The following is a 26,007-nucleotide window of genomic DNA, read 5'->3' as shown; positions in this document are numbered from 1 at the left end:
GACCGGTCAATTGCCGCGTTCGCCGCTAATACCGGTTTTGCTTGCGAAATTCGGACGGGCTTACGCCCATCGCCTTGCGGAACACCCGGCTGAGATAGAAGCCGTTCTCGTAACCGCATGTTCCCGCTATGACATCGAGCGTCCACTCCGTTGTCAGCAGCAGTCTGCATGCCTGTTTTACCCGAAACGACGTTAAATATTGCAGAGGGTTGACGCCGTAGCCGTTTTTGAATCTGCGGATCAGCTGCACGGGCGTCATGCCGAACTGATGCGCGACATCCCGGATTTCGATCGTTTCATGGGCATGGTGAATCAAATATATCGCGACATCGCGAATGAGTTCGTCATGTTCCAGTAAAGGCCCGGTATCGGGGGATTCCATCGCCTGCTGCGCGATCATCAGCCATATGTCCGCCAAATAGTGCTGCTTCAGCTTTTGATTATCGGAGCTAAAGGATAACTGCTGATCCGCCTGCCTTAAGCTAGTGTAGTTTTCGGACAGGCGCCGGATTTGCGGCAGCCTTATTTTGCGTTGAGCCAAAAGAGGCATAAGTTGCTGCGGTTCTCCTTCGGGGAGGGTGAACGTAATCGAATGAAAGCTTAAGGGCGTCAGCACGTTTCGATAGAAAGCAACCTGGGGCGGGCACACGACCACGTCTCCGAACTCGGCCACTCCGTAATTTTCTCCTATTTGGTATTCAAACCTTCCTTCCTCCACCGCAAAAAGGACCCAAGTCACATAGGTATCCGTTTCCAATAAGAATTTTACTTTTTTGAGCCAGTACATATGATAGACGTTTTCGGGCAAGCCTGCGGGCATCTCGCTTCACCTCGTCGGACGTGAAATTTTGGATATGAAAAAGAAATTTTATGAATTCAAATACGTAAATGAAAGATCGTAATATGTAATTAAAGATATCATAGAAAGCAGAGGAGTCAATGGATGATGGGGAAGACTGATACGAAAATGTTGGATACGGACATTTTGATCGCAGGCGGAGGGATGACGGGAGTAGCGGCTGCATTGGCTGCGGCTCGCAACGGAGCCCGGGTCATTTTGTGCCAGGACCGTTCCGTTCTTGGCGGAAACGCCTCGTCGGAGATTCGCATGAATATATCCGGCTCATCCACAATCGGGAAGGAATTGGAGACGGAGCGCAGAGAAAGCGGCATTATCGAAGAAATCGTGCTGGAATGCTCGGTCAGAAATCCGCAGCGGAGCGCGAGTATGCTGGACTTGATCTTATACGAGAAATGCCGCGCCGAACCGAATTTGACGCTGCTGCTGAATACGACGGTAGTCGCAGCCGAAGTTGAGGGCTCCCGTATTCGTTCCGCTTATGCGGTGAGAGAAAGCACAGAGGAAAGCTTTACGATTCGGGCCGACATTTTTGCGGATTGTACGGGCGACGGCAGGCTGGGATTTGAAGCGGGGGCTGCGTTTACGACCGGCCGCGAAGCGACCCATGAATTTAACGAGTCCGGCGCGAACCTGAACAGAGACGCTTATCGTCTCGGGTCCTCCCTTTTGTTCACCTCGAAGGACATGGGACGCCCGATGCCGTTTACCCCGCCGGAATGGGCCCGCAAGTTTACGGAGGAAGAATTGAAGTTTAGAAACCACGACACCTGGGAGTTCGGCTATTGGTGGGTGGAATTTGGCGGCACGCTGGATACGATCAAGGATAACGAGCATATCCGCGACGAGCTGCTGGCGATCATGCTTGGGGTGTGGGATCACATCAAAAACAGCGGCAATCACCCCGATTCCGAAAACTGGGCGCTGGATTGGTTCGGCTTTCTTCCGGGCAAAAGAGAGTCCAGACGTTTTATCGGTGAGCACGTGCTGACCCAAAACGATATTCAGCAGGCTATCGACTTCGATGATGTAATCGCTTACGGCGGCTGGTCGATGGATACTCATCCTCCCCAAGGCATCGATGCGAAAGACGAGGAGCCGTGCAATCAGCCGTTTACGCCTTATCTGTACGGCATTCCGCTGCGTTCGATGATTAGCGGGAACATTTCGAATCTGATGTTCGCCGGCCGTAATTTATCCGCTACCCATATCGCGTTCTCCAGCACCAGGGTCATGGCGACATGCGCGGTCATGGGGGAAGGGCTTGGAACGTTCGCGGCAACGGCGGTGAAGCGCAAGCTTCCGCTGGAACAAGCGTGGCGCGAAAGCGGCGTCGTGAAGGAGGCTCAGCAGCAATTGCTTCGGCAGGGGGCTTTTTTGCCTGGCATGAAGCAGGAAGGAAATCTCGCGAAGCTTGCCCGGATTTCCGCATCGTCCGAGCAAAAGCAAGGAAAATGTAGTAATGTTGTGGACGGGCATACTCGCGCGGTCCATGGGGAGAAGGGGGTACGTCCCGACTTGACGTCAGCCGGCACGCATCGCTGGATGTCGGAGCCGGGAGACGGCAGTCCTTGGCTGGAGCTGGAGTGGGAGGAGCCGGTAACGGTTTCCCGGATTACGATCGTTCTGGATACCGGTCTTCACCGTTTGCTCATGCTATGCCATTTGGACGTGATTCAAAAGTATATGCAGTGGGGGCGGCCGCAAGCCGAAACGCTGAAGGAGTTTAAGCTGATCGCGCATGACGAACGAGGGAGGATGGAAATCGCACATATAAAAGACAATTTTCAACGCATGATCCATCTGCCGGTAACGCTGAAAAATCTGAAGACACTCCGGCTGGAGGTCATCTCTACGAACGGTTTGGACCATGCGCGAGTGGTTGAAATCGTTTGCGAGTAACCTGGCTTGCGGTGCGCTCTCGGAAGGAGAATGTGATGAATAACGGCAAAGCAAGTCCTGTCTGGCTGTATATGAGAAAAAACAAGTGGTTGTATTTTTTGCTGATACCGGGGTTTGTCTATCTGTTTATTTTCAAGTATATCCCGATGTTCGGCATCGTCATTGCGTTCCAGGATTTCAATTTGCTGAAAGGCATATGGGGAAGCGAATGGGTCGGCTTCGAAAATTTCCGCTATCTTTTCCAGTCGGACGATTTCTTCACGATTTTACGAAATTCGTTAATCATCAGCTTCTATCAAGTTCTATTCGGATTTCCCGCGCCGATTTTGCTTGCTATCCTGCTGAACGAAATTCGAAATCTGCTTTTCAAAAGAGTCGCCCAATCGGTGCTGTATTTGCCGCACTTCATATCGTGGGTAGTCATATCCGGCATCATTATCAACATGCTGTCCCCGTCATCAGGCTGGGTTAACCGGTTAATTATCGATTTTGGAGGAGAGCCGATTCATTTTCTGCTTAAGCCCGAATATTTCCGGACTATACTGGTTTCCGCGGAAATATGGAAGGAGCTCGGATGGGGAACGATTATTTACCTGGCCGCGCTTACGTCAGTGGACCCGTCCCTCTATGAATCGGCAACGATCGACGGGGCCAACCGACTGCAAAAAATATGGTACATTTCGCTTCCCAGCATAGCGACCACGATCGTCATTATTTTGGTCTTGCGGGTCGGAAGTGTTTTGGAAATCGGCTTCGAGCAAATCTTCTTGTTATCCAATCCTGCTACTTACAAAGTGGCCGATGTGTTTGAAACCTATACGTACCGGGTCGGTTTATTGGAAGGAAGGCTCTCTTTTACGGCTGCCGTCGGCTTGTTCAAATCGGTAGTCGGACTGGTTATGATCGTGCTGGCCAACCGGATTGCGCGCCTATTCGGAAAGTCATTGTGGTAGGAGGTGAAGAGGAATATGCACAAGAGAATCGAGCTTTTTGACATCGCCATCTATCTAATCGTGTCATTGATTTGCGCGGTTATGCTGTACCCCCTTCTGAACGTCGCCGTGGTTTCGATCAGCTCGTACAGCGCGTATTTGCAAAACCCGATGCGTATATGGCCCAGCGAAATATCGTTCGACGCCTATAAGGATATCCTTTCGCATCCCGTGCTTGCCAGAAGCTATCTCAATACGATCATTGTCACCGTCAGCGGCGTGGCGTTAGGCATCTTTCTATATATCATTACGGCGTATCCGCTCGCCAAAACACATTTGAAAGGCAGAGCGATCCTGATCAATTTGGTCATCTTCACGATGCTGTTCAACGGCGGACTCATTCCGAACTTTTATTTGATTCGTTCGCTCGGCATGCTGGACACGCTGGCCGCTCTCGTGTTTCCCGGGTTGTTCTCCGCGTTCAGCTTGATCCTGATGGTCAATTTTATGCAGAACATTCCGGAGGAGTTGGAGGAAGCGGCCAAAATGGACGGAGCCTCCGAGCCTTACATTTTGTTCAAAATCGTCGTTCCACTCTCCATGCCGATTATCGCCACATTGACGCTGTTCGCGGCGGTAGGCTATTGGAACAGCTTTTTCTCGGCGATCATCTACATCCGAAGCGTGGAAAACTGGCCGTTGATGCTGTTTTTGCGGGAGGTCATAGTAGGCGCCCAAATGATGCAAATTTCTGGGGGAGGCAACAGCGCTGAGATCAGCAATATGAACGTCATGCCGGAAACGTTGAAATACGCGACGATCATGATCGTCATGCTTCCGATTTTGTCGGTGTACCCGTTTCTTCAACGGTTTTTCGTCAAAGGAATTATGCTCGGGTCCGTAAAAGGTTGATCCAAAGGACCCTTGTCATAGATAAACATTCAAAGGGAGGCTAAAACAAGATGTTTAAGAAAGTATTAGCTGGGGTAGGCGCTGCGGCGCTGCTCGTTGGAGTTGCCGCATGCGGAAGCAAAGATAAGCCGGCAGAAACCGGCGATCCGAAGCCGTCGGCGGTGGCGGAAACCGCCAAAGCCAAAGTAAGTATGAAGATTATGGGCAATTTTGCATCATCCAACTTGTCGGAATCAGAAAAGCTGCTTTTTCAATCCATCGAGAAGGCAACGAATACGGAGATCCAATTCGATATACCGCCGTCGAGCGGCTACAATGAGCGGCTTCAATTATCGCTGACGACCGGCGATTTTCCCGATGTCGTCTATTTTCCGAGTACCAACGATGCCGGGTTCTTGAAAGCGGTTAAGGACGGCGTTATCCTCCCGGTCGATGACTATCTGAAGAAAGCCAGCAACGTTAAAAAATATTCGTACGACATATCCTGGGACGCCTTGCGGGTAAACAACGACGGCAAAATTTACGGCATTCCGCGGACGACCGTTATCCGCTCCGACGGGTACTGGCTCCGAAAAGACTGGCTCGATAAATTGAATATCAAACTCCCGGACAATAAAGAAATTACGCTGGATCAAATGATCGAGATTATGCGCAAATTTTCGAAGGAAGACCCGGACGGCAATGGTAAGCAGGATACGTACGGGTATGGAACGGCCGCAGGCGGCGATAAATCGCTCAAGCCGATTTTCCAGGACGAGCTTGGTCTTTACGGCTGGCAGGAGTCCGGCGGGGGCGAGTATAAATACATGAATCCCCAATATGATGTGAACTCCGATAAATATACGAAAGCTTTGGAGATATCGTCCAAGCTGTTCAAAGAAGGGCTGATCGATCCGGATTCGCCTTCGATCGACGCCCAGAAAGCACTGGAACGGTTTCAAAGCGGCAAAACGGGCGTATTGGGAGGCTTTGCAGGTCATTACGAAATCCACATGAACGCCGGCAAAAAGATCAATCCGAATTTCGATCTTGACTATGTATTCGTTAAGAACGAGCAAGGCGAGATGAAGGGACTGGGGCTTGGAACGGGGTTGTTTGGCTTCTGGGCGGTAACGCGCAATGCGAAGGATCCGCAAAGAGTTGTCGACGTATTCGATTACATGCTATCGGACAAAGGCTGGGATTCCATCTACACCGGCGTGGAAGGGCATGATTACAAGGTGGAAAACAACAAGCGCACCTATGTGGAGCCGCCGCTGGAAACATTTGTCCGCAAAAATGTGGTTCGCCGCGCCAACGATTACATGTTCTTCATTAACCCGGCTATGTCGGAGGAGTTGAAGAAGAAGCTCGTGCCGAATATCGAGAAGGCCGTAAAAAGAATCGTGATGTCCAAGGACCGCGACTTCACGCCGCCGATCGCGAAGACGCCGCCTTACCTTGATTTCAACAAAAAGTTCAGCGAGGTTACGACGAAAATCATTATCGGCAATGCAGAACCGTCCGAGTACAAAAAGGTGCTGCAGGACTGGAATACGAGATTCGGCAAAACGTATCTGAAGGAAATGAACGATTATATCGCCCAAATGGAAAGCAAGAAGTAATGCGGAGGGATTGTTCACACTCCCGTTTTTGGGGGTGAAACAATAAAACCTGGAGCCTCCCGGAATGACCACTCCGGGAGGCTTCAAAAAAAAGGAGGATTCGATTTTGAGCTTGATGAAAGGAAAAAGGTTTGTTTTGCTGTTGATTTTTGTTTTGGCCGTAACTCCGCTGTTAATGGCGGCTGGGCAGGCGAGCGCCAATGAACAGCGCTTGGCGGAAGAGGCAGGAAAGAATCAAGGCGTAGAACAAGGCGTAGTGCTTGTGAGCGACGGCAACCCTTCGGCAACCGTTGTGACGACGGTATATGCTTCGGCATTGGAGAAGAAGGCGGCAACTGAGCTGGTGACTTACATAAAAAGCATATCCGGGGCGGAGCTTCCTATTGTAACGAACGTGGGAGAAGCAACCGGAACGAAAATCTATATCGGAGGGGCAGCCCCCAATATCGACTTGAACGCCATCCGTCAAGGCGGAGAAGACCCCGCATCTTTCCGACTTGCAGCGGCGGCGAATTCCATCCAATTGTATGGGCTCTCGGATCAAGGCACGTTATTCGCGGCATTCGAGCTTCTTGAGCAGCTTGGCGTACGTTGGTTCATGCCCGGCGACATTGGCACGGTAATCCCGTCGAAGAAAACGATAGCGCTTTCAATGCAAGATACGATTCAGCACCCCGGATTTTCGGCCAGGGCGATGCAAGCAACCGAAATGTATCAAAAACCTCCCGGACTTCCTAACGGCGTCAATTTGAATGAAGGCAAGCCTTGGGTTGAGCATATGAGACTGAATCAAAAGTTTTACGGAACGCATGGCATTCCGTGCACCATCACCTCAAAGGCTCGGCCCGATCTGTTTCTGCCGAACGAGAATGGAACGCCGACGAATCAATTTGACGTCACGAAGCCTGACGTTTTGGCCTGTGTCGTACAGAGCTCGATACAGAAATTGCAGAAAGATCCCAACCTGAAAGTACTGAGTATGGGGCCGAACGACGGTCTTGTTAAGGTGCTTCAGCCTAACCCTGACTGGGATGGGAATGACTTGGACGCCACGCACGACACCTTGTCGTTAACGGATCGTTACGTGAAATTTATCAATCTTGTATTGGAACAGCTTGAGCAGGCCGGATATCCGGATGTCAGCATCTCCTTTTACGCTTATGACACTTACTACCAACCGCCGGTTCGGTGGAAACCGCATCCTAGGCTCATCCCGATGATCGCTTCGATTACGGTAGACCGGTACCATGCCATAGACAATCCTCTTTCTTGGGAGCGCGGTCACCTGAAAGATATGATCGACGGCTGGCGGAAATTAGGGGTTCAACCTCAGATTTACCAGTATCTTTACAATCTTGCCGATCCGGGCCTTCCGTTTTCGTTGGTCGATCAGGTTTCCAGCGAGTTTAAGTACTACAAGCAGAACGGGATCACCGGCATTCGTGCCGAAAACTTGCCGGCTTGGGCCTATCATGGACCGGGACTTTATCTGGCGGCAAAGATGATGTGGAATCCGGATCTGGATGTCGAGGCTTTGCTGGACGATTACTATACGAAGTTTTACGGCCCCGCGGCCAAGTCTATGCGGGAGCATTTTGAAACGCTGGAGCAGGCTTTTGCAAATGCCGATTACTTTGTCGGAAACATCTATGATTTTCCACATATTTTGACGGACAAGGTCAGGAAGGATATGGAGAAATCGCTAAGCAAAGCCGAGAAGGAAGCGAGTAAATCGAACGATCCGGTTTACGGCAAACGCGTTGCGATGGTGCGGCTTGCTTATAGCTTCGGCGACAATTTTCTCGGTATGATGGATTCCATGAATCGCCTGGATTTTGTCAAGGCCAAAGAGCAGTTTGACCGAATTTATGCTCTCCGGAATGAAGCCGTACTCCATTCGCCTGTCATTTTAAATCCGTGGGCATCGTTTCTGTACACCGATATCTTTTGGAAAAACATGGTTACTCAGGGCGAGCAGCGCGTTACCGGAGGAAACCGAGTAGTCGCCCAAATGCCCGACGAGTGGAATGTCATGCTGTTCCCGCACGACAACGGAGATCTGTTAGGTTTGTGGAAACCCGGCTTGGGAACGAAGTCGTGGATGAAACTGAAGACGTATTCCGAGACATGGTCCAGCCAGGGACTTCGTTATTACAAAGGCCACGCATGGTATCGAACGGAGGTAAAGGTAGACAAGAAGTTTGACAACGGCAATCCGATTCGCCTATGGTTCAGCAGCATCGATGAGACCGCCAGGGTGTGGATGAACGGGCAAGAGCTGCCATTGGTGAAAAAGGGCAGCGGGTTAACGTCGCCATGGGAGTTTGATGCAACAAGCGCAATCAAATTCGGACAGTCCAATTTAATCGTTGTCGATGTAGGCAATGCCATTTTGGATGAATTGGGCACAGGCGGTATTACGGGGCCGGCGATGCTTTGGGAGGTTGCACCCAACTAGTCTGCTTTTGGTCCAGTAATTAAACCTAATAGGGAAAGCCCGTCAAGGTATATTCGTACCATGACGGGTTTTTCATTGTATACCAGATTGGCGCTTTTTCACCTTTTTTGCCTTTCTTGAGCGTATGCCAAGAGCCTATGAAATTCACAATAGGAGGGAGTCGCCGTTATGAAACCTCTTCCGGTACATGGAGTTCTTCCTCAACTGCTGAACCATAAATTTTGGAAAAACCGCGAGCGGTTTTATATGGAAGTGGACGTGTATTCGAACTGGATCATGCTGATCGTCGAGGAGGGAAGTTTTGAGTATGAAATCGGAGACATGATCGGTATCGGTCAAGCGGGGGATCTGCTGCTTTGTCCGCCGTCCGTCCCTTTCCGGCGAAAAATGGTAAGCAACCTTACGTTTCACTTTATCAACTTTCGATGGAGAAGCGTAGTAGGGCAAAGTAACGTTACGGAGCCGTTTCTACTGTCTGAAATCCCGGCCGGAATTATCGCTTTGCACAATCGGGCTCGGTTGAAATCCAACTGCGACTATTTGAAGCAACTGATCGATCCGCGCGATCCGTCGGACATCTTTCGAATAAACCATCTGCTTGCCGACACTTGGCTGCTCTGCTGCCAGGAAGCGGAGCAGTCGAAACGAACGAGATGGAGCCCCGATCCCATGATGAACGCCGCTTTGAAGAGGATCAACGAAACTTTCTATGATTACGACTTTTGTATGAAGAAGTTGTTGGACGATCTCGGGCTCAGTCCCATACAATTCAGCCGAAAATTCAAACGGGCGTTCGGGATGGCGCCATCGGAATATGTGATGGAGCAGAGGTTGAACAAGGTGAGACTGTTGCTGGCCGAAAGCACGCTGTCTTTGCAAAAAATCGCCGACCTGTGCGGGTTTGAGAACGGCAACTACTTATGCCGCCTGTTTTTCAAAAAAATGAATATCAAAACGACGGAATACCGCCGTTTGTATAAGCAGTAACCGGCGCAGGAGCGGGCCCCAATCGAACCGGTGATGGTTAATCGTCATGATTGGCGCACCAAATCGAGTAGGCCCATGTTGTTGGCATGGGCCTAAAATATTCGGCTGCGTTTACCGTTTGTGCACGCGCACTGTCAACGTGGCATTGGGCAAATCGATCGTCGTCGGCATCCGGTTGACTACTTCCACGGTGACCGTATTTAGCGCCGAAACGTACGGAATCAACTCGATGCCCTGGGGGTTGACGCTAAGCGACGCTTCGACGAAATCGCCGAATGCGGCACCGGATACGGTGAGCGTCGTCGGCGCCGGATCGCGGTCTCCGCTGGCGAGCGACGGCGCGTTATACAATGCCGTAGCAACGAGTACGGAGCTCGCGTCGAACCGGCTGATCCGCCAGTTTTTGGAGGCGCGGTAAAACTCCGCGAACAGGAAGCTCGGCCCGCTTAAAATAAACGATTGCGAGGATACGGCGGGATTGCCGATTGTAGTGCCGGCGCCGGCGTTGATGGTGACCGTTCGTGTCCCCGTTCGCGGAAACACGAGCAGCCGGTGGGAAATGCCGGATGAGATGAAGTCGTCGCGCGAAAAAGTAAGCGTCACACTTGTGCCGGTAACAACGGTCGCGGGCACGTCCGGCCCATAAACAGCGGGATCCACGACCGGCGCTTCCAGTTTGCGGTAGGCGGTGGCGGCGGAAGGATCCTGGAAATCGAGATCGATCGCTTCAATGGCGCCTTTGCTGAAATCAAAATCGATCAGATAGCGCCCGACGCCTTGGCTGATTCGCTGGTCGCAAGTAACCGGATCCAAGTTACCGATGACGTACCGTCCGATCACATTGTTATTGGAAATAGCGATTCGTCCGGCTTCGGCGTATACGGTATCGAGAAAACCGCCCAAATGGCCGCCGTAAGGAGCGGAGCCGAGCTTGGCCGTGACGAGATTGGATTCGCCGCTCAGCTTGCCGACAAAGCCGGGGTACAATTGCGAAATAAAATAGCCGATGGAACAGCCGAGCGTTGTCATCGAAGTTACGGAAAGCGGTCCTGTCGTGCCGCCCGCAACTTTAAAGCCGGAGCCGATGCACCAATACGGTTCTTTCGCGAACGCAAAATCGTCATTGGTCACCCACAGCCGGACGGTGACGGAGCCCGAGGTACGGTTAATATCGGTAATCGTGTATTCGTTTTTGCCGATGACAAGGCTGGAGCCGACTTGCGCTTCGTCCGGAATATCGGTGACGCCTGTAAATTGGGTAAATTGCGCGGGACCTCCGCTCGAGCCGGACAAGGAACGACCGGTGAATGCAAACACTTTCCCGATGATCGGCGTGATGCCGAAGCCGCAATAAAACGCCGCAACCGATTCGATTTGCACATGATACGCATTAAGATTGATTTCGATTCCTTGTACCTTCAGATGATGCACTTCCATCCGGCGGAAAACGCTACCGCTGATGTCCGTAAGCTTGGCGCCGCGATGATTTTTTCTGGACGTGAGGACCGGATTGCCTTTGCCGTTTAATACAAAACTGTCGAACTGTGTATAGGGAAAATGGTCGATTTCCAGCATCCAGTCGTCGGAATCGTAATTCGATTGCAGCTTGAGCGTGCCGCGGACTGTCGATGGCCATGCCGTGCTACCGCCGCGAAATACGATTTTACTTGAAACGATCGTGTCGATGTCCCAGTCGATCTCGCCTTTCACTGTCGACGCACGCGCTGCAAACGCTTGCAAGCCTGCGGTGCGGTCCACGCCGTCAAGGCAGCCGAACATATAAGGGGTCAATACGCAAGCTTGGCGGACGAAGCAGCCGTTTCCGCCTGGGTTCGTCTCGCCTGCGCCGCTTAGAAAGCCGGCCAGCGCTGCCGCCGACCCGTCCCACGGAACGGTGTTGCTGATAATGTCGCCGCCGTTATGATTCGCCTTCGGCTCATCCGGCTTGTAGAAAAATTCGCCGCCGCCAACCCGTTCGCCGTCATAATAAGCTTTTACCCAATACAACATTTGTTCGTCTGCCGTTTGATCCAGCAATGCATCAATGGAATCGACGGTTACAACTTTGCAGAAAAAGGGTAATCCGTTGCCCGGGTGCCCATAAACCGCTGACGTCACCGGTGGGCCGGAAGCCGCTTTTCCCCAAGCGGCAGGCCCCGAAAATGCGATTGCGGCGCCGGCCATGCCTAAAGAAGCGATCAGTTTCCGGCGGGTAAATTTGCCTTCCGTTTCCGCTCTTTCCCTTTCCTCGGTGCTTGCGCACGCTTGCTCACCCGCTACCGCCGTCTCACGATGTTCCCGATTTGGATATGCATCGCTGCTTGCATGATCGGATGCGCAATCTTGCACATTCGCGTTGCCTTGCTTCCGTTTCTCCGGCATACCGAATCCTCCCTCAATCATTTTTTGATTTCGACTTTTTGTAAGCGTTTTAGCCATTCGACATGTCTAAGGTGTATAAAGAATGAAGACCATTCAAGTAAAATAATAGTATCTATTTAATTGAATAGAAATGTACATACTTGCATGCGGCACAGCACTTTCTTTCATTTTTTTAGTTGAAATAAAATAAAGTATTTTCTTAGTGCTTAGGCAAGATAAGTCTCCTTTTAAAACACTTCATGCTACCCGCGTATGTTCTTTAATTAATAATTGGAAAGGAATATGCGGAAAATAGAAGAACATTGAATCGGGCGTTGATATATATTGGAACGTGAATCTTTAAGACGCCGTAGGCATATGCTCAATTATGTCGTCTATGAGAGGATGTTGTTCGTGTTTCCTTATTCTTCGGAGAATTATCAAATTCCAAATCCTAATTATCGGTTCATACCACAGGGACAGTATTATAACCCTTATTCCGAACCGGGGTGGGTTTGGTGGCATTCTCCTCAAGATTCTGGAGGCAGCTACCGACTAACTGCACCTCAGCGGCTTACCTTCGTTCTTGTGCATGGCTCGTGGGCTGATTCTCATTTTTGGGACGGCGTAGCTGCAGTATTGGGTAGTCAAGGGAACACAGTCTACACTCCAGAATACGCAGGTCACGGAACCGATCCAAATAAAAAAGTCACGCATGCAATGATTACAAATTCAGTCGTTGATTATATAAAACAGCTGAACCTGCACGACTTTATTCTCGTTGGGCACAGCTTTGGTGGAACAGTCATTCAAAAAGTTGCCGAACAGGTACCCGAACGTATAAAGCGCTTGGTCTTCTGGGATGCGTTTGTATTAAAAGATATTAAAAGACGGAGAATCGCTTGCTGACGAATTGCCGCCCCAAACGAGACAAGGTTTTGAAGAGCTCAGAAAGATGTCAAATGATGATACAATCATGCTTCCGTTTGAGACATTTCGGGCCTTGTTCGTAAATACAGCCTCCACAGAAGATGCAAAGTTTTTTTATACAAGTGTCGCTCCGGAGCCGGCAAAACCGCTTTTCGAAAAACTGGACCTTAAAGCGTTCTACGCGCTACCAACCCCCAAAAGCGCAATTGTATACCAAACCTACAAGGACCGCTGGAAGTGATTTTCTCCAGCGGTTTTTTCTGGACGATAAATTATTTTATTTCGAATCCACACTTGACAATATAGGGTAGGGGGGTATACTATGTCGATATCGAATATCCGGTAAATTATGGGGACAGATTAACTTCGTTCCAGGACGGCCGTCGCGATTGTTAATCCTTATCTTCTCGATTCAACCGGATGCTTCGTAAAATAAGGAGGTTTTGAATATGTCGTCTCAAGCACAGTCTCTTTCACAAGCTGACCCAAGACGGTGGAAAGCTCTGGCTTTGTTATGTCTTGCGAACTTTATGGTGATCATGGATACGTCGATTATCGGAGTAGCTTTACCTGCCATCAAAGAATCTCTCGGATATACGCAAGAAAGCTTGCAGTGGGTATTTAATGCTTATGTCATTTTCTTTGGCGGTTTGCTGCTTTTGGGTGGTCGATTATCCGACCTTTTTGGTCAACGACGTATGTTTATGTGGGGATTTTCCATTTTAACACTAGCTTCTTTACTTGCGGGCTTGGCTTGGAGCGAGGAATCACTGAACGTCGGCCGGGCTCTACAAGGATTCGGATCCGCCTTGATTGCCCCTTCGGCACTTACAATCGTCATGATGTTATTTAGCGGCAATCCAAAAGAGCTTGGTAAGGCCTTGGGCTTCTGGGGCGCTTCCGCAGCTGCGGGCGGGTCGGCCGGAGTGTTTATGGGAGGTGTTATTACCGAATGGCTTAGCTGGCAATGGACATTCCTGATCAACGTACCTGTGGGAATTTTTGCCTTGCTCATTTCCACCGGACTTTTGACAAAAGGGATGCGCAGAAAAGGCAGCATTGATGTAGTAGGGTCGATCTTCGTTACAACTGCTTTGGTTTTGGTTGTGTACGGAATTGTTACTGCAGAGCACAACGGATGGGGGGCTCCGTCCACCGTATGGCCACTTATTTTAGGGGCTGTATTGTTCATCTTGTTCCTGATTATACAGGCTGTTAAAAAAGAACCGCTTGTACCTCTCCGGATCTTTAAATCGCCGAATCTAGCTGCGGGTAATATCGCTCTCGTTATGCTTTCTGGCGGGTGGATACCGCTATGGTATTTCCTCAACCTCTATTTGCAGCAAGTACTAAAATTTTCAGCCTTCGCCGGTGGGGTTGGTTTGCTTCCGATGACAATACTCATTGCCGTCTTCATGATTTTGGTTACAGGAAAACTAATCGCAAAGCTCGGAGTGAAAGCGAACTTAGTAATCGGAATGATCGCGCTTGGAGGATCGATGCTGCTATTCTCTCAAAATACGCCTGTGGACGGAAATTTCGTAATGAATGTTCTCCCCGCTTCGCTATTGGGCGCTCTCGGAATGTCACTTGCCTATATTCCGGCAACTATGGCCGCCATGTCTGGAGTGCGATCGGAAGAAGCCGGACTCGCATCCGGCCTAGCCAATACGAGCTATCAGATTGGGTCGGCAATTAGTTTGGCTATTATGGTTGCAATCGCAGCATCTACGTCAGCGTCCCAAACTGTTGGTGATCCGGCAGCTGTTTTAAACGAGGGGTTCCATCAAGCGTTTTTTTGGTCAGGTATCGTAGCATTTGCAGGTGCAATTTTATCTTTATTGTTTGTCCGATCTCCCAAAAAGGGAGAATCAAGTGGGCCTGTAGCCATGTAATTGGAATGGTGCTCCAGCCAAATAACCTTTGGCCGGAGCACCTTTTTATCTAAGGTATATACATTTTCATACTAAGAAATCGTTTCATTCAAGTCATCCTCAATTAATGGAAAGAGCCGCAACATTGTACCCTAACGGTATCGCTCAATTTCTTCTACCTTCTGGTGGTACGACCCCTCATGTAGAAACAACCGAATGGGAGTTTCTTAAAAATGTCGGGGGAGCGTTAGGAGTACCTTCAGAATCATTACTTAAAGAAGATAAAGCAACTAACACCTTTGAAAATGCACGTTTCTCCTTGGAAGTGTTACAGCAACAAGGAATTCACCCAAAAAGGTTGTTATAGTTCATTCAAATGATTAAACTAACGGATAACAGTAGGTTCAAGTAATCGATGCGACGAAGAGGGGGAAACCGAAATGAAGACGATCAAGTGCATGATGGACCACCTGTACTGGGCGGACGGACGCATCTTGGACGCGCTAGAGGAGAGTGAGACGAAGAACAAGGACCTTCTGAAGCTGGTTCGGCACGTCGCGGTCGCGGAACGAGTCTGGCTGTCCCGATTGCAGGGCAAGGGCAGCGCGCAATATTCGTTGTGGGAGGAAGCGGAAGACCTGACGGCGATCCGGACGATGTTCGAAGAAAACGCCGAGCAATATCGCGTCTATATCGAAGGGCTCGAGGAATCCGAGTTGGACGAGATGATCGACTATCCGAACCAGAGTGGGGTTCCGTTCCGAACGTGCGTCCGGGACATCCTGTTGCAGGTCCTCTTACATGGGCAATATCACCGGGGACAGATCAACCGGGCACTTCGGATCGAATCGGCAGAGCCTGTCCAAGTCGATTACATCACGTTCGCGAGGCTCTAACAGGGCCTAGTAATCACCATTACTCGGAATGGGATTGGCATTGAACTCTAACGGGTAACGTTTGCTTAATAGACACCTTCAAAGGCTGCCGACAGATCGGCAGTCTTTTCTACGATAGCATCATGACGGCAGGCTGACGGAATATCGTACCTGTTGAAGTAATGGGCAGATTTGCCTAATAAATGTTTTGATACTGCAAACGAAATATGGAGCAGACGGCCAAGTGCCGTCTGCTCCATATTTTGAGGAATCTGTTTTATTATCCAAAAGATGATTAGATATCAAGTTTGCGGGTACCGATCCACTTCACCATTACAGGATCACGATGTGAAAAGAACAGGCTCTCTTTTGTATCCAAAGTAGCAATCGATTCTATATCTTCTTGGCTTAGTTCGAAATCGAAGATATTGAAGTTTTCAATAATTCTTTCTTTACGAACCGACTTCGGAATCACAACGATTTCTCTTTGCGTCAACCACCGTAAAACCACTTGTGCGACGGATTTCTTGTGCTTCTCGGCAATGGACACCAATACCTCGTTCTGGAACAAGTTATTTTTGCCTTCGGCGAAAGGCGCCCAGGACTGGATTTGAACATTGTTCTCTTTCATGAATGCCGCATTTTCGATTTGTTGGTTGAACGGGTGCGTTTCCACCTGGTTTACGGCTGGAACAACTTCATTATGAATGATCAAATCGATCAGGCGATCCGGGTGGAAGTTACTAACGCCGATGGCGCGGATCTTTCCTTCCCGATACAGTTCCTCCATTACGCGCCAAGAACCGTGCACATCGCCAAACGGCTGATGGATTAAATACAAATCCAAATACTCCAACTGCAATCTTTGCAGCGATGTTTCGAATGCTTTCTTTGTGCGCTCGTAACCGGCATCCTGTACCCAAAGTTTCGTGGTGATAAACAATTCCTCTCTCGCCACGCCACTCCGTTTGATGGCTTTGCCAACTGCTTCTTCATTCATATAAGAGGCAGCTGTATCAATCAGCCGATAGCCTGCCGTAATGGCGTCATAAACGCTTTGTTCACATTCATTTAGATCAGCCATCTGAAAAACACCAAAACCGATAATTGGCATTTCAACACCATTGTTCAATACTACTTTTTTCATGCAAATCCTCCTGATTTTATTATTATGTGTAAATCAACGTAATCCTATCAACCGTACCAAGCTCACTCAGTCGCTGCGCTTCACATCCTTATTATGCACCGGATGACAAAGCGACCGTTATCCCATTCGTACCAAATGTTTGCCTAATCCTCTCACTACCACTTATGAAACAGATAAATATGGACTATAATCGAACTAAAAGAAAGACTGAACAGGAGGATTAAATGTCTGAAATAATCACAAAACAGCAGAATGAGCTCGCCAAAATAATTGAGCGTTACTCAATAAAGGACGGTGTTCACCAAACTTCTATTCCGTCCTTGTTTTTTATGCGCGACTCCAATGCGTCCGTACCAAACCATGGAGTTTACAAACCTTCCTTCTGTATTGTGGTTCAAGGGGCGAAGGAGGTATGGTTGGGACAAGAGCGGTTTAGGTATAGTCCTGCCGATTACCTTGTTGCATCCGTTCACCTGCCAGTTACCGCCCAAGTCACTGAAGCTACCCCTGATGTTCCATATCTTGGTTTCAAACTTGAATTTTCGGCGAAACAAATCCTAGAGGTTTTGTGTGATTCAGAAATTCGTGTAGGACCGAGAGAAAACGCGAAGCGAGGTATGTTTGTCAGTCGGATGGAGATGCCTTTGTTGGATGCAGTCATCCGGTTAGCTCGTTTGCTGGACGAACCGAAGGATATCCCGATCCTTGCCCCGTTGTTTACGAAGGAAATTCTGTATAGGATTATGCATGGACAGCATGGGGTTACGCTTGAACAAATTGCAATAGAGGGTAGCTCCGCCCGTCAAATCAAAGACGTGATCGACCACATCACGAATAACTATGCTCGTTCATTTCGGATTGAAGAACTTGCCGAAATAGCGAATATGAGTGTTTCTTCGTTTCATCGACACTTTAAAGAAGTAACTGCCATGAGCCCGATTCAGTTCCAAAAACAACTGAGGCTTCAGGAAGCCCGTCGCCTATTATTAACGGAGTCAGAAGATGCCACTGATGTGGCATTTCGAGTAGGCTATGAAAGTCCCTCGCAATTCAGCCGTGAGTATTCCCGAATGTTTGGATTCCCGCCTAGACAGGATATAAAGCGCCTGAAAGCATAAAGAAAAAAACGAAGGATGAGCCCATGAAGAATCATATGCTCCAAGTTCGGACGCGGGTTATTTTTAATCTGCGGCAATATCGTGATTGTTTTTGAAAAAATCTTTCGTACACCTGCTAGTTGGAGAAGATGCAAAGATGCTCATAAGTATGAAGGAAAATACGGTTGACGAAGAGTATCTAAATAATATAACCCAGCATTTTTTACAAAAGAGGTAATGGTCATCGTTTACATAGCTCACCGCCATTTTTCGGGTTGATCTTAGGAATTTTCAGAATGCAAAAACGTTTTTTTTCGGTTAACTGTTCTTTAGCCTACTCCGGAACGGGAATCGGGAGCCCGCGCTTTTGAAGGATGATCAGGCTAAAAAATAAACCTCCAACGCCACTTTTGTGGTTTTGGAGGTTTATTCCTATTTGGGGCTGGTCGATTAGGTACTGCTCGTTTCAGGGGCAGCCCCTTGATCGGATCGTTTCCCCGACGCGCTGCAAGGCAGCTATTCCCTTACTCCACGGCCGGGACCGCTGAGGGAGAACCGCGCAATCGGCGGCGAATGTACGCATAAACGGTAACGACGACGATCAGCTCCGAGAGCGGGATTGCGAGCCAAACGCCGGTCGTGCCGATCAGATAAGGCAGCGTGAACAGGATGGCGACCATCAGCAGCATCTCCCTGGCTACGGTGATCCAGGTCGCCATTTTGACTTGATCGGTGCTTTGGAAATAGGTCATCATGACGAAATTGACGCCCATGAACAAATAAGCGATGAAGAACAGCCGAATACCCGTAGCAGCCATGGCCCGCACCTCGCCGGTAAACGTCCCGAACAGCGAGACGATGCCGTCCGCGGCAATCAGACCGATCAGGAATACGCCCATGCCGACGCCTACCGCCGTAATGACGGCGATGCGGATCGTTTGACGCTCGCGGTCGTGCCGCTTCGCGCCCCGGTAATAGCTGATAAGCGGCTGGATGCCGGAACCCATGCCGATGAACATCATGAGCATAACGCTGTGCACGTAATTGAGAATCGAGAAGGCCGAAACGCCGACCGTGCCGGCCCAGCGCACCATAGCCATATTGTACCCTGCCGTAAACACGGCGATGCCGATTTCCGCGACGAAGCTTGGAAAGCCGATCGTGAACGTGCTTTTGGCCAGCTTCCACGAGAACCGGAATTTGACGAAGCGCAGGATGCTGTCTTTGCGCAGGAAGTGGGTAAACAGGACGCATGCACCGATCCCGGCCGCGCCGACCAAGGCGAAGGCGGAGCCGGCGACGCCGAAGTCCAAGACGAACAAGAAAATATAGTTGAGCAAGACGTTGCAGCCTGCGGTAACGAGCAGGGAGATCATCGCGAGATTCGGATTGCCGTCGTTGCGGACGAAGACGCTGAACGCGTTCTGCACGGTGATGACGAAGCCGAAGGCCAGCAGTACGTTCAGAAACTCCATGACGTATGGCATCGTCTCGTCATTCGCCCCGAGAAATACGGCGAGCTTCTGGCGGAACGTGTACGCTAATATGGCGAGTATAAGGGTCAAGCTGAAAATAAGCGTCAGCGAATGCGTAAACACGGATCGCGCCTGGGCATATTCCTTGGCGCCGAGATGCCTGGAATACAGGGCGGCCCCGCCGATGCCGATCCATAGGGAGACGGCGAAATAGATCGAAAAGACTGGCGAAGCGACGTTGACCCCCGCCAATGCGACCTCGCCGAAGCGGTGCCCGACAAAGATGCCGTCAATGACGACGTTGACGGACATCATCAGCATGCCGACGAGCGACGGGATCAAATAACGGAAGAACACTTTTCCTACGGAATCGGTTTCCAAGGAAGAAAGCTTTTGATTAGCGGTATGCATGACTCTTCTTACCCTTCCTCTCTATGAAGCAGCCCTTGCCAGAGCAAGGAAAAAGTCGTATCCGACGCTTGAATGAAATATTCCGGGCTGCCGAATATGAGCTTTGCGGATAGGCCTTCGTAAATGGTGTGAACGGCAAGCGCGGCGTCCTTCGGATTTGCCTTGATCGACGGATCGTGCTGGAAAGCGAGCTCGAGCAGATGCAGCAGATGATGCGAATAGAGCTCGTACATCGTGATAAACAGTTCTTGAAGCTGTTCCGGCGGCATGAACGCCATCAGGAACATCAGTTTGACGTTGCGGTTGTCGGCATACCGGTCTCTCATCTCGAGAACGAACATGTGAAGCAGCTTCTGCAGCGGCTTTCCTTTGTGTTCGCTGAAGAACGAGGTCAGAAAGGCAATTTCCTGCTTGGTCGCTTCCTCGTGGATTTCGACGACGAGCTCTTTCTTATCTTTGAAATGCGCATAGATCGACTGCTTCTTAATGCCGACCTCATGGGCGATATCCGCCAGCTTCGTGCCCTCGTAGCCGTACTGCAGCAGATGGCCGACCGCGATTTTTTTAATCTCTTCTCTGCGGTTCATCAGGCTCCCCCTTCGTTGTTCCATGCTATTTACCTTACCGTAGTCAGGTTGTGATAATCAGTATATTATCATTTATCATAGATAATTACAATTCCTCAACTGACAATAGTCAGTTCTTTATATCCGGCGCTTTAAAATTATGTTTTCCATTAAATGTTTAATTTATATGAAAATCTGGATTATTTATAAATACAACCCGCTTCGGTCGTATTACAATAGAGGGCATTCTTTTGGCCTGCAATACGGTTGAGGAAGGCGAGGCGAAAAAGCTTATGGTGAACATGCTTGTAGTGGACGACGATCGATTCGAACGAGAAGGCGTACGCTTTCTGGTAGAGGAATACGGCCTGCCGATCAAGCTGGCGGAGGCGGACAGCGCGGAAGCGGCGCTCGACTATTTGCAGTCCGAGAGTATCGATATTTTATTGACCGATATCCGAATGCAGGAAATGGACGGGCTGCAGCTGGCCGAGCACGTCCGATTATCAGGCCGCCCCGTCAAGGTCATCTTCATGAGCGCTTACGGAGAATTCGAATATGCACGAAAAGCGATCGATTTGAATGCGGTTACGTATTTGCTCAAGCCGGTGCAGATTGACGAATTTCTGAAGGTCATCTCGCAAACGGTTCAGCTCCTGAAGGAGGAGCGGCAGGACATGCAATCGCAGGAACATATGCGCCGGCTGTATCTGAAGGGCGTAAGGTACGAAAAGCAGCGGCTTGTCGCCGAAATGCTGAACGGACCGGCGGCGGAAGCGGAGGAAACGCGGGATCAGGACGTTATTATCAAGCATCTGGATGGCGGCCGTTCCATGCGGATGGCGATGATCTGCACGACCGACCGCTTCTTCGACCGCATCGATACCGATTTTGAGCGGCGGTTAGGAGAGACGCTTGACTGCTGGAACGACGTTGTTCCTCTTAACGAGTTTCAAAGCCTCGTCTTTATCGATACGGCCGGCGCGGACGGGAAAGAGGAGCTGCTGCATACCGGGAACCGGCTCGTTCATTGGATGAAGGAGCAATATGGGGAGGAAGCGGGCGTCCTCATCAGCGGCCGTATCGACAGCATGAATCAGGTGCGACGGGAGTACCGGGATCTGGAGGCGATGCTCGAGCACCGGTCGTTCTTCGAGCAGACCGCCGTACAGCTTACGAATCAGGCATCCCTCCAAGTGAATACCGACATGTCCAAGTTCGTGGAGGACACGATGGCCGAGCTCGTCCGCTATGCGGGAAGCAAAGAAACCGGCGCCGTTCGCATCCGGTTCGGCCAGCTGTTCGAAGCGCTGCATCAAGGGGGCCAGTTTTCGGTCGTTTACGTCAAATATTTATGCGTGGAATTATTGAAAGCGCTTTATGGCAATGCGATGTGGGATAAGGTGGACGAGTTTCAACAAAGGCTCGAGCTGATCTACAAAACGAATCGTATGATGGATTTGAAAAGCGTCATGGATCGGTTGATTGAAGATACGGAAGCGAAGCAGGCGGCCTCAGGCGACGAAAACCGCAAAGAAATCGAAGAGGTGATTCGGATCATCAGAACCGAGTTCGACCGTGAGCTGACGGTGGAGGGCTTAGCCGAACGCGTTTTTTTGTCGCCGAACTATTTGAGTCACTTGTTCTCGAAGCGCAAGGGGGTCGGCCTTGTCAAATATTTGACTTTGTTCCGGCTGGAAAAAGCCAAGGAACTGCTTGCCGACAAGGACCGGCGTATTGCGGATGTCAGCAAGATGGTCGGGTATTCGAACGTTCCGTATTTTTGCTCGCTGTTCAAAACGTATTTCGAGAAGACGCCGACCCGGTTCAGGGAGGAGCTCGGCCTATGAAGCGATTCGTATACAGGCGGTTCAACCGGCTCCGGTTCAAGCAGAAGCTGTTTCTCTCGTATTTGCTTGTCATCCTCATTCCGATCGGCATCCTCGGCGTCTATTCGTTCGATCAAACGAAAGACTTGCTTTACCGGCAATCGACGGAGGGGATTCAGAAGAACGTCGCGACGACGGCCGGGAGCATCAACGGCAAAATCGGCCAGTACAACCAGATGATCCATTACGTGCTGTACAACACGGTGATTCAGCGCATTTTGGCCAATCAGTATGTCGACCTCGTCAATCTGTCCCGCGATTACACCAACTATTTGGATCCGACGTTTAACGTGCTATCGCTGCTGAACAAGGAGCTGGAGCAAATGACGATCTATACCCGGAACGGCATGCCGGAGCGGGGAAATTACATCCTGGCGGGCGAGCGCATTGCAGGGGAGCCGTGGTATGAGCAGGCACTTGCGGGGAATGGCGGCATCACCTGGTCGACGGACAACAAAAGGTTATATGCGGCAAGCCGCTTTTCGACGATAGCGGACGATCCTACGGCCAATGTGCTATACGTCCGTTTGCAAGACGTGGACGTTCTCGGCAATCTCGCCGCGTTGTCGCGCGATTACGGCGTATTTGCGGCCGACGACAGCGAAGACGTGCTTTTTGCAAGTGCTCCGGACGCCATGAGAACGGCATTCGAATATGGCGACGTCGCCGGTAAAGAAGGGGTTGTAAGCATACGCGGTACGAAGACGTTCCTGATCAAACAATCCATACCGGAGGCGGGTTGGACGATATATTGCTATGTGCCGGCCGCACAAATTACCGGGAAAGCGGACCGTATCCTCAATGCGACGCTTGTCGTTATCGCCGTCTGCATTGTCATCCTTTTATTGATCATTTCGATCTTCTCGAACACGATGCTGCGCCGCATCTTCCAGCTGAATTCATGGATGAAGGAAGCGGAGGCCGGCAATTTGAATTTGCGGGTGCACAGCACGTCCCAGGATGAAATCGGCGAGCTGACGAACCGGTTCGGACATATGCTGGCGCGCATCAACGACCTGATCCGGGAAGCTTACGCGAACAAAATCGTTCAGCGGGAGGCGGAGCTGAAGGCGCTGCGGTCGCAAATCAGCCCGCATTTTCTATACAACACGCTTTCGTTCATCAACTGGAAGGCGGTGAGAAGCAAAGCGCACGGGATCAGCCATATGGTGACGACGCTGTCGAAATTTTACCGTACGGCGCTGAACAAAGGAGATAATGTGATCCTTGTGCGGGACGAGATCGAGAATGTGAAATCGTATGTAGAAATTATGCTCGCGATGAGCGATCACCGCTTCCAGGCGGTCTTCGAGATCGACGAGGCCGTTTGCGACCGCACGACGATCAATTTTATTTTGCAGCCGCTTGTGGAAAATGCGATTAAGCATGGCCTGAACCGGATGAAGGAAGGGAGCGGCTTATTGAAGGTGACGGCGGGCATATCCGGATCCGCGATGACGTTCACGGTCGAGGACAACGGGGCGGGAATCGCCGAAGAGAAGCTGAAGAGCCTGTTGGATTCGCCTTCCGGCGGTTACGGGCTCAAAAACGTAAACGAACGGATACAGCTGATGTTCGGCTCGGCGTTCGGCATTGCCATAAAGAGCGCGCCCGGCCAAGGAACCGCGATGAACATATCCGTCCCGCTGCCGGCCGAGCCGGGATAACTTCAAACAAATCTGAAAGGGATTCGAAGATAACTGAAAGATCTCCTGTGCTATCTTATAAGCAAGCAAAGGTAACCGCTTACAAGCGTGAGAAGGAGGGACATCCGGAATGGAGAAAGGATCGACGGCCATCGGCAGGGCGGAAGCGGCTCTCCCCGCAGCCAAGGGCAAAAAGCGCAACGAGTACCGGGTTCTCGTGCTCATGCTGGTTCCCGGCATGCTGTACTACCTCATTTTTCATTACATTCCGATGTACGGGGTCGTTCTGGCATTCAAGGATTTCAAAATTACCGAAGGCATTCTCGGGAGTCCGTGGGCGGGCTTCAAGCACTTCGAACGGGCGTTTCACGATCCGTATTTCTATATGGTTCTGAAAAACTCGCTCGTCATCAGCGTTTACAAGCTTGCCTTCGGTTTTCCCGTCCCGATTCTGTTCGCGCTTCTGCTGAACGAAGTGACGAACATGCGGTTTAAGAAAGCCGTACAGACGGTATCTTATTTGCCGCATTTTATTTCATGGGTCGTACTTGCGGGGATATTCATCAGCATTTTTTCGTTGGAAGGACCGGTAAACCTCGTGCTGAAGCTGTTCGGCGCGGATCCCATCCTATATATGGGCGACCCCCGCTATTTTCGCACCATTCTGGTGATTACGTCGATCTTTCAAGGGTTCGGCTGGGGTTCGATTGTCTATTTCGCGGCGATTTCCGGTATCGACCCGCAGCTTTACGAAGCCGCGATTATCGACGGCGCCGGGCGGCTGCAGCGGATGTTCGCCATCACGCTGCCGATGCTCGTGCCGGTCATTGCGATTATGCTGATCCTTTCGATGGGCGGCATCTTGAATGCGGGCTTCGACCAGATTTTCAATATGTACAATCCGAAAGTGTACAACGTCGCGGATATTATCGACACGTACGTCTACCGCAAGGGGCTGCTCGACATGGATTACAGCTATTCCACCGCGGTAGGGCTGTTTAAATCGGCTGTCGGCATCGTCCTGATCGTCGCCGTCAACCGCATCGTCAAAATCGTGGGCGGCAAAGACTACACCTTATGGTAGACATAGCGCAATCAGCTTTCGGAAAGGAGCGCATGCCCGATGCCGCGCGTTAAGAAGAATGTAAGCGAGAGACTGTTCGACTGCCTGCTTTATGCCATCATGGCGTTTGTTTTGTTCATTACCCTGTATCCGTTCTGGAATCAGATCGTGCTGTCTTTCGAATCGGGGGCGGGCGCTTATTCGACCGGCGTCGTTTTCTTCCCTACGCATTTCTCGCTGGAGAGCTACAAGCTTGCGCTGGAGTACAAGATGATGTGGATCGGGTACGGGAATACGATTATCCGCTCATTGCTGGGGGTTGCGCTTAGCGTCACGTTTACCGCACTGACGGCCTATCCGCTGTCCAAGAGGAATCTGCCTTACAACGGCGTATATACCGGCCTCATTCTGTTCACGATGCTGTTCGGCGGCGGCCTCATCCCGCATTATCTGCTGATTCAGAAGCTGCATTTATTCGATTCGGTTTGGGCGCTCGTTATGCCGGGGATGATCAGCGCATTCCACGTGCTGCTTATGCGCAACTTCTTTCGCACCCTGCCCGATAGCTTGGAGGAGTCGGCCAGAGTGGACGGAGCCGGATACTTCCGTATCTTCTGGCGAATCGTCATTCCGCTGTCCATGCCGGTGCTGGCGACGATCGCGCTGTTCGAAGGCGTCGGCCATTGGAACGCCTGGTTCGACAGCATGATTTACATATCCGATCCGAACAAACAGGTGCTGCAGGTGGTCCTGCGCAAAATCATCATCGACAATGCGATGACCGACCTGAACACGCTCAAAATGCAGATGGAAAACCGGACGGAGCTGACCGGCAGGCAGCTGCAGGCCACGATGATCATGTTCTCGGTCATTCCGATGCTGGTCGTCTACCCGTTCATCCAGCGATTCTTCGTGAAAGGCGTCATGATCGGCGCAATAAAGGGATAGGGACGCTTTATTAGGCAGGTAACGGTGCCGGAACTCCCCGAAGGGATTGAACTTCGTAACGATAAAGCCCC

20 protein-coding genes are annotated in these 26,007 nt (G+C 50.5%); 15 read left to right on the top strand and 5 right to left on the bottom strand.

What is annotated here, in order from left to right; all coding sequences use genetic code 11:
• Positions 1-25: 25 nt before the first annotated feature.
• Complete coding sequence (locus ACKGJP_RS27360) at positions 26-673, bottom strand: helix-turn-helix domain-containing protein (RefSeq protein ID WP_409341949.1); 648 nt, start codon at positions 671-673, stop codon at positions 26-28.
• Positions 674-943: 270 nt separating this feature from the next.
• Here ACKGJP_RS27360 and ACKGJP_RS27355 point away from each other — a divergent pair, with 270 nt between their 5' ends.
• From ACKGJP_RS27355 to ACKGJP_RS27330, 6 genes are all read left to right on the top strand, one after another.
• Positions 944-2,761, top strand: coding sequence for an FAD-dependent oxidoreductase (locus ACKGJP_RS27355; RefSeq protein WP_409341948.1), 1,818 nt, complete (start codon positions 944-946; stop codon positions 2,759-2,761).
• 35 nt (positions 2,762-2,796) lie between these two features.
• On the top strand, positions 2,797-3,714 hold the full coding sequence (locus ACKGJP_RS27350) for an ABC transporter permease (protein ID WP_409341947.1): 918 nt from the start codon (positions 2,797-2,799) through the stop codon (positions 3,712-3,714).
• Between the two features lie 15 nt (positions 3,715-3,729).
• Positions 3,730-4,605 (top strand): carbohydrate ABC transporter permease, encoded by an 876-nt coding sequence (locus tag ACKGJP_RS27345; protein WP_409341946.1) that lies wholly within the window; start codon positions 3,730-3,732, stop codon positions 4,603-4,605.
• Positions 4,606-4,655: 50 nt separating this feature from the next.
• Positions 4,656-6,209 carry an extracellular solute-binding protein gene (locus ACKGJP_RS27340; protein ID WP_409341945.1) on the top strand — a complete coding sequence of 518 codons (1,554 nt, stop codon included), beginning with the start codon at positions 4,656-4,658 and terminating at the stop codon, positions 6,207-6,209.
• A 115-nt stretch (positions 6,210-6,324) separates the two neighbouring features.
• On the top strand, positions 6,325-8,667 hold the full coding sequence (locus ACKGJP_RS27335; RefSeq protein WP_409347263.1) for a DUF4838 domain-containing protein: 2,343 nt from the start codon (positions 6,325-6,327) through the stop codon (positions 8,665-8,667).
• A gap of 168 nt (positions 8,668-8,835) precedes the next feature.
• The gene (locus ACKGJP_RS27330; protein WP_409341944.1) at positions 8,836-9,654 is read left to right on the top strand and encodes a helix-turn-helix transcriptional regulator; all 819 of its coding nucleotides are present in this window, start codon (positions 8,836-8,838) and stop codon (positions 9,652-9,654) included.
• Between the two features lie 111 nt (positions 9,655-9,765).
• On the opposite strand, the gene ACKGJP_RS27325 is transcribed toward ACKGJP_RS27330, so the two are convergent.
• On the bottom strand, positions 9,766-12,036 hold the full coding sequence (locus tag ACKGJP_RS27325) for a hypothetical protein (RefSeq protein ID WP_409341943.1): 2,271 nt from the start codon (positions 12,034-12,036) through the stop codon (positions 9,766-9,768).
• Between the two features lie 393 nt (positions 12,037-12,429).
• Here ACKGJP_RS27325 and ACKGJP_RS27320 point away from each other — a divergent pair, with 393 nt between their 5' ends.
• From ACKGJP_RS27320 to ACKGJP_RS27305, 4 genes are all read left to right on the top strand, one after another.
• Positions 12,430-12,924 (top strand): alpha/beta fold hydrolase, encoded by a 495-nt coding sequence (locus ACKGJP_RS27320; protein ID WP_409341942.1) that lies wholly within the window; start codon positions 12,430-12,432, stop codon positions 12,922-12,924.
• A 470-nt stretch (positions 12,925-13,394) separates the two neighbouring features.
• Complete coding sequence (locus tag ACKGJP_RS27315) at positions 13,395-14,840, top strand: MFS transporter (protein WP_409341941.1); 1,446 nt, start codon at positions 13,395-13,397, stop codon at positions 14,838-14,840.
• A gap of 106 nt (positions 14,841-14,946) precedes the next feature.
• A complete protein-coding gene (locus ACKGJP_RS27310) occupies positions 14,947-15,186 on the top strand; it encodes a YdcF family protein (protein WP_409341940.1) in 240 nt (79 codons plus the stop codon).
• Between the two features lie 73 nt (positions 15,187-15,259).
• Positions 15,260-15,715, top strand: coding sequence for a DinB family protein (locus tag ACKGJP_RS27305; protein ID WP_409341939.1), 456 nt, complete (start codon positions 15,260-15,262; stop codon positions 15,713-15,715).
• 274 nt (positions 15,716-15,989) lie between these two features.
• On the opposite strand, the gene ACKGJP_RS27300 is transcribed toward ACKGJP_RS27305, so the two are convergent.
• Complete coding sequence (locus ACKGJP_RS27300; protein WP_409341938.1) at positions 15,990-16,841, bottom strand: aldo/keto reductase; 852 nt, start codon at positions 16,839-16,841, stop codon at positions 15,990-15,992.
• 224 nt (positions 16,842-17,065) lie between these two features.
• On the opposite strand from ACKGJP_RS27300, the gene ACKGJP_RS27295 reads away from it, so the two are divergent.
• Positions 17,066-17,959: an AraC family transcriptional regulator N-terminal domain-containing protein gene (locus tag ACKGJP_RS27295; protein ID WP_409341937.1), complete on the top strand. Its 894-nt coding sequence runs from the start codon at positions 17,066-17,068 to the stop codon at positions 17,957-17,959.
• A 503-nt stretch (positions 17,960-18,462) separates the two neighbouring features.
• Here the strand turns inward: ACKGJP_RS27295 and ACKGJP_RS27290 are convergent.
• Both ACKGJP_RS27290 and ACKGJP_RS27285 read right to left on the bottom strand, forming a co-directional pair.
• The gene (locus ACKGJP_RS27290) at positions 18,463-19,824 is read right to left on the bottom strand and encodes an MATE family efflux transporter (RefSeq protein ID WP_409341936.1); all 1,362 of its coding nucleotides are present in this window, start codon (positions 19,822-19,824) and stop codon (positions 18,463-18,465) included.
• An 8-nt stretch (positions 19,825-19,832) separates the two neighbouring features.
• Entirely contained in the window at positions 19,833-20,411 is a 579-nt protein-coding gene (locus ACKGJP_RS27285) for a TetR/AcrR family transcriptional regulator (protein WP_409341935.1), read from the bottom strand.
• A gap of 230 nt (positions 20,412-20,641) precedes the next feature.
• Here ACKGJP_RS27285 and ACKGJP_RS27280 point away from each other — a divergent pair, with 230 nt between their 5' ends.
• The 4 genes from ACKGJP_RS27280 to ACKGJP_RS27265 all read left to right on the top strand — a co-directional run bounded on the left by ACKGJP_RS27280 (position 20,642) and on the right by ACKGJP_RS27265 (position 25,936).
• Positions 20,642-22,240 (top strand): response regulator, encoded by a 1,599-nt coding sequence (locus ACKGJP_RS27280; protein ID WP_409341934.1) that lies wholly within the window; start codon positions 20,642-20,644, stop codon positions 22,238-22,240.
• Positions 22,237-23,946: a sensor histidine kinase gene (locus ACKGJP_RS27275; protein ID WP_409341933.1), complete on the top strand. Its 1,710-nt coding sequence runs from the start codon at positions 22,237-22,239 to the stop codon at positions 23,944-23,946. Before ACKGJP_RS27280 ends, ACKGJP_RS27275 begins: the two co-directional genes overlap by 4 nt.
• A gap of 109 nt (positions 23,947-24,055) precedes the next feature.
• The gene (locus tag ACKGJP_RS27270) at positions 24,056-25,009 is read left to right on the top strand and encodes an ABC transporter permease (protein ID WP_409341932.1); all 954 of its coding nucleotides are present in this window, start codon (positions 24,056-24,058) and stop codon (positions 25,007-25,009) included.
• 39 nt (positions 25,010-25,048) lie between these two features.
• A complete protein-coding gene (locus ACKGJP_RS27265; protein WP_409341931.1) occupies positions 25,049-25,936 on the top strand; it encodes a carbohydrate ABC transporter permease in 888 nt (295 codons plus the stop codon).
• The last annotated feature ends 71 nt before the right edge of the window (positions 25,937-26,007 follow it).

It is taken from the genome of Paenibacillus litoralis (assembly GCF_046244365.1).
Taxonomy (GTDB): domain Bacteria; phylum Bacillota; class Bacilli; order Paenibacillales; family NBRC-103111; genus Paenibacillus_V.
Note: the sequence above shows the minus strand (reverse complement) of the source record. Positions and strands in the feature narration are given on the sequence as shown.

Coding starts and splice junctions, on each gene's coding strand:
- ACKGJP_RS27355 (WP_409341948.1), top strand. CDS start 944: ATGATGGGGAAGACTGATACGAAAATGTTGGATACGGACATTTTGATC.
- ACKGJP_RS27350 (WP_409341947.1), top strand. CDS start 2,797: ATGAATAACGGCAAAGCAAGTCCTGTCTGGCTGTATATGAGAAAAAAC.
- ACKGJP_RS27345 (WP_409341946.1), top strand. CDS start 3,730: ATGCACAAGAGAATCGAGCTTTTTGACATCGCCATCTATCTAATCGTG.
- ACKGJP_RS27340 (WP_409341945.1), top strand. CDS start 4,656: ATGTTTAAGAAAGTATTAGCTGGGGTAGGCGCTGCGGCGCTGCTCGTT.
- ACKGJP_RS27335 (WP_409347263.1), top strand. CDS start 6,325: ATGAAAGGAAAAAGGTTTGTTTTGCTGTTGATTTTTGTTTTGGCCGTA.
- ACKGJP_RS27330 (WP_409341944.1), top strand. CDS start 8,836: ATGAAACCTCTTCCGGTACATGGAGTTCTTCCTCAACTGCTGAACCAT.
- ACKGJP_RS27325 (WP_409341943.1), bottom strand. CDS start 12,036: ATGCCGGAGAAACGGAAGCAAGGCAACGCGAATGTGCAAGATTGCGCA.
- ACKGJP_RS27315 (WP_409341941.1), top strand. CDS start 13,395: ATGTCGTCTCAAGCACAGTCTCTTTCACAAGCTGACCCAAGACGGTGG.
- ACKGJP_RS27310 (WP_409341940.1), top strand. CDS start 14,947: ATGGAAAGAGCCGCAACATTGTACCCTAACGGTATCGCTCAATTTCTT.
- ACKGJP_RS27305 (WP_409341939.1), top strand. CDS start 15,260: ATGAAGACGATCAAGTGCATGATGGACCACCTGTACTGGGCGGACGGA.
- ACKGJP_RS27300 (WP_409341938.1), bottom strand. CDS start 16,841: ATGAAAAAAGTAGTATTGAACAATGGTGTTGAAATGCCAATTATCGGT.
- ACKGJP_RS27295 (WP_409341937.1), top strand. CDS start 17,066: ATGTCTGAAATAATCACAAAACAGCAGAATGAGCTCGCCAAAATAATT.
- ACKGJP_RS27290 (WP_409341936.1), bottom strand. CDS start 19,824: ATGCATACCGCTAATCAAAAGCTTTCTTCCTTGGAAACCGATTCCGTA.
- ACKGJP_RS27285 (WP_409341935.1), bottom strand. CDS start 20,411: ATGAACCGCAGAGAAGAGATTAAAAAAATCGCGGTCGGCCATCTGCTG.
- ACKGJP_RS27275 (WP_409341933.1), top strand. CDS start 22,237: ATGAAGCGATTCGTATACAGGCGGTTCAACCGGCTCCGGTTCAAGCAG.
- ACKGJP_RS27270 (WP_409341932.1), top strand. CDS start 24,056: ATGGAGAAAGGATCGACGGCCATCGGCAGGGCGGAAGCGGCTCTCCCC.
- ACKGJP_RS27265 (WP_409341931.1), top strand. CDS start 25,049: ATGCCGCGCGTTAAGAAGAATGTAAGCGAGAGACTGTTCGACTGCCTG.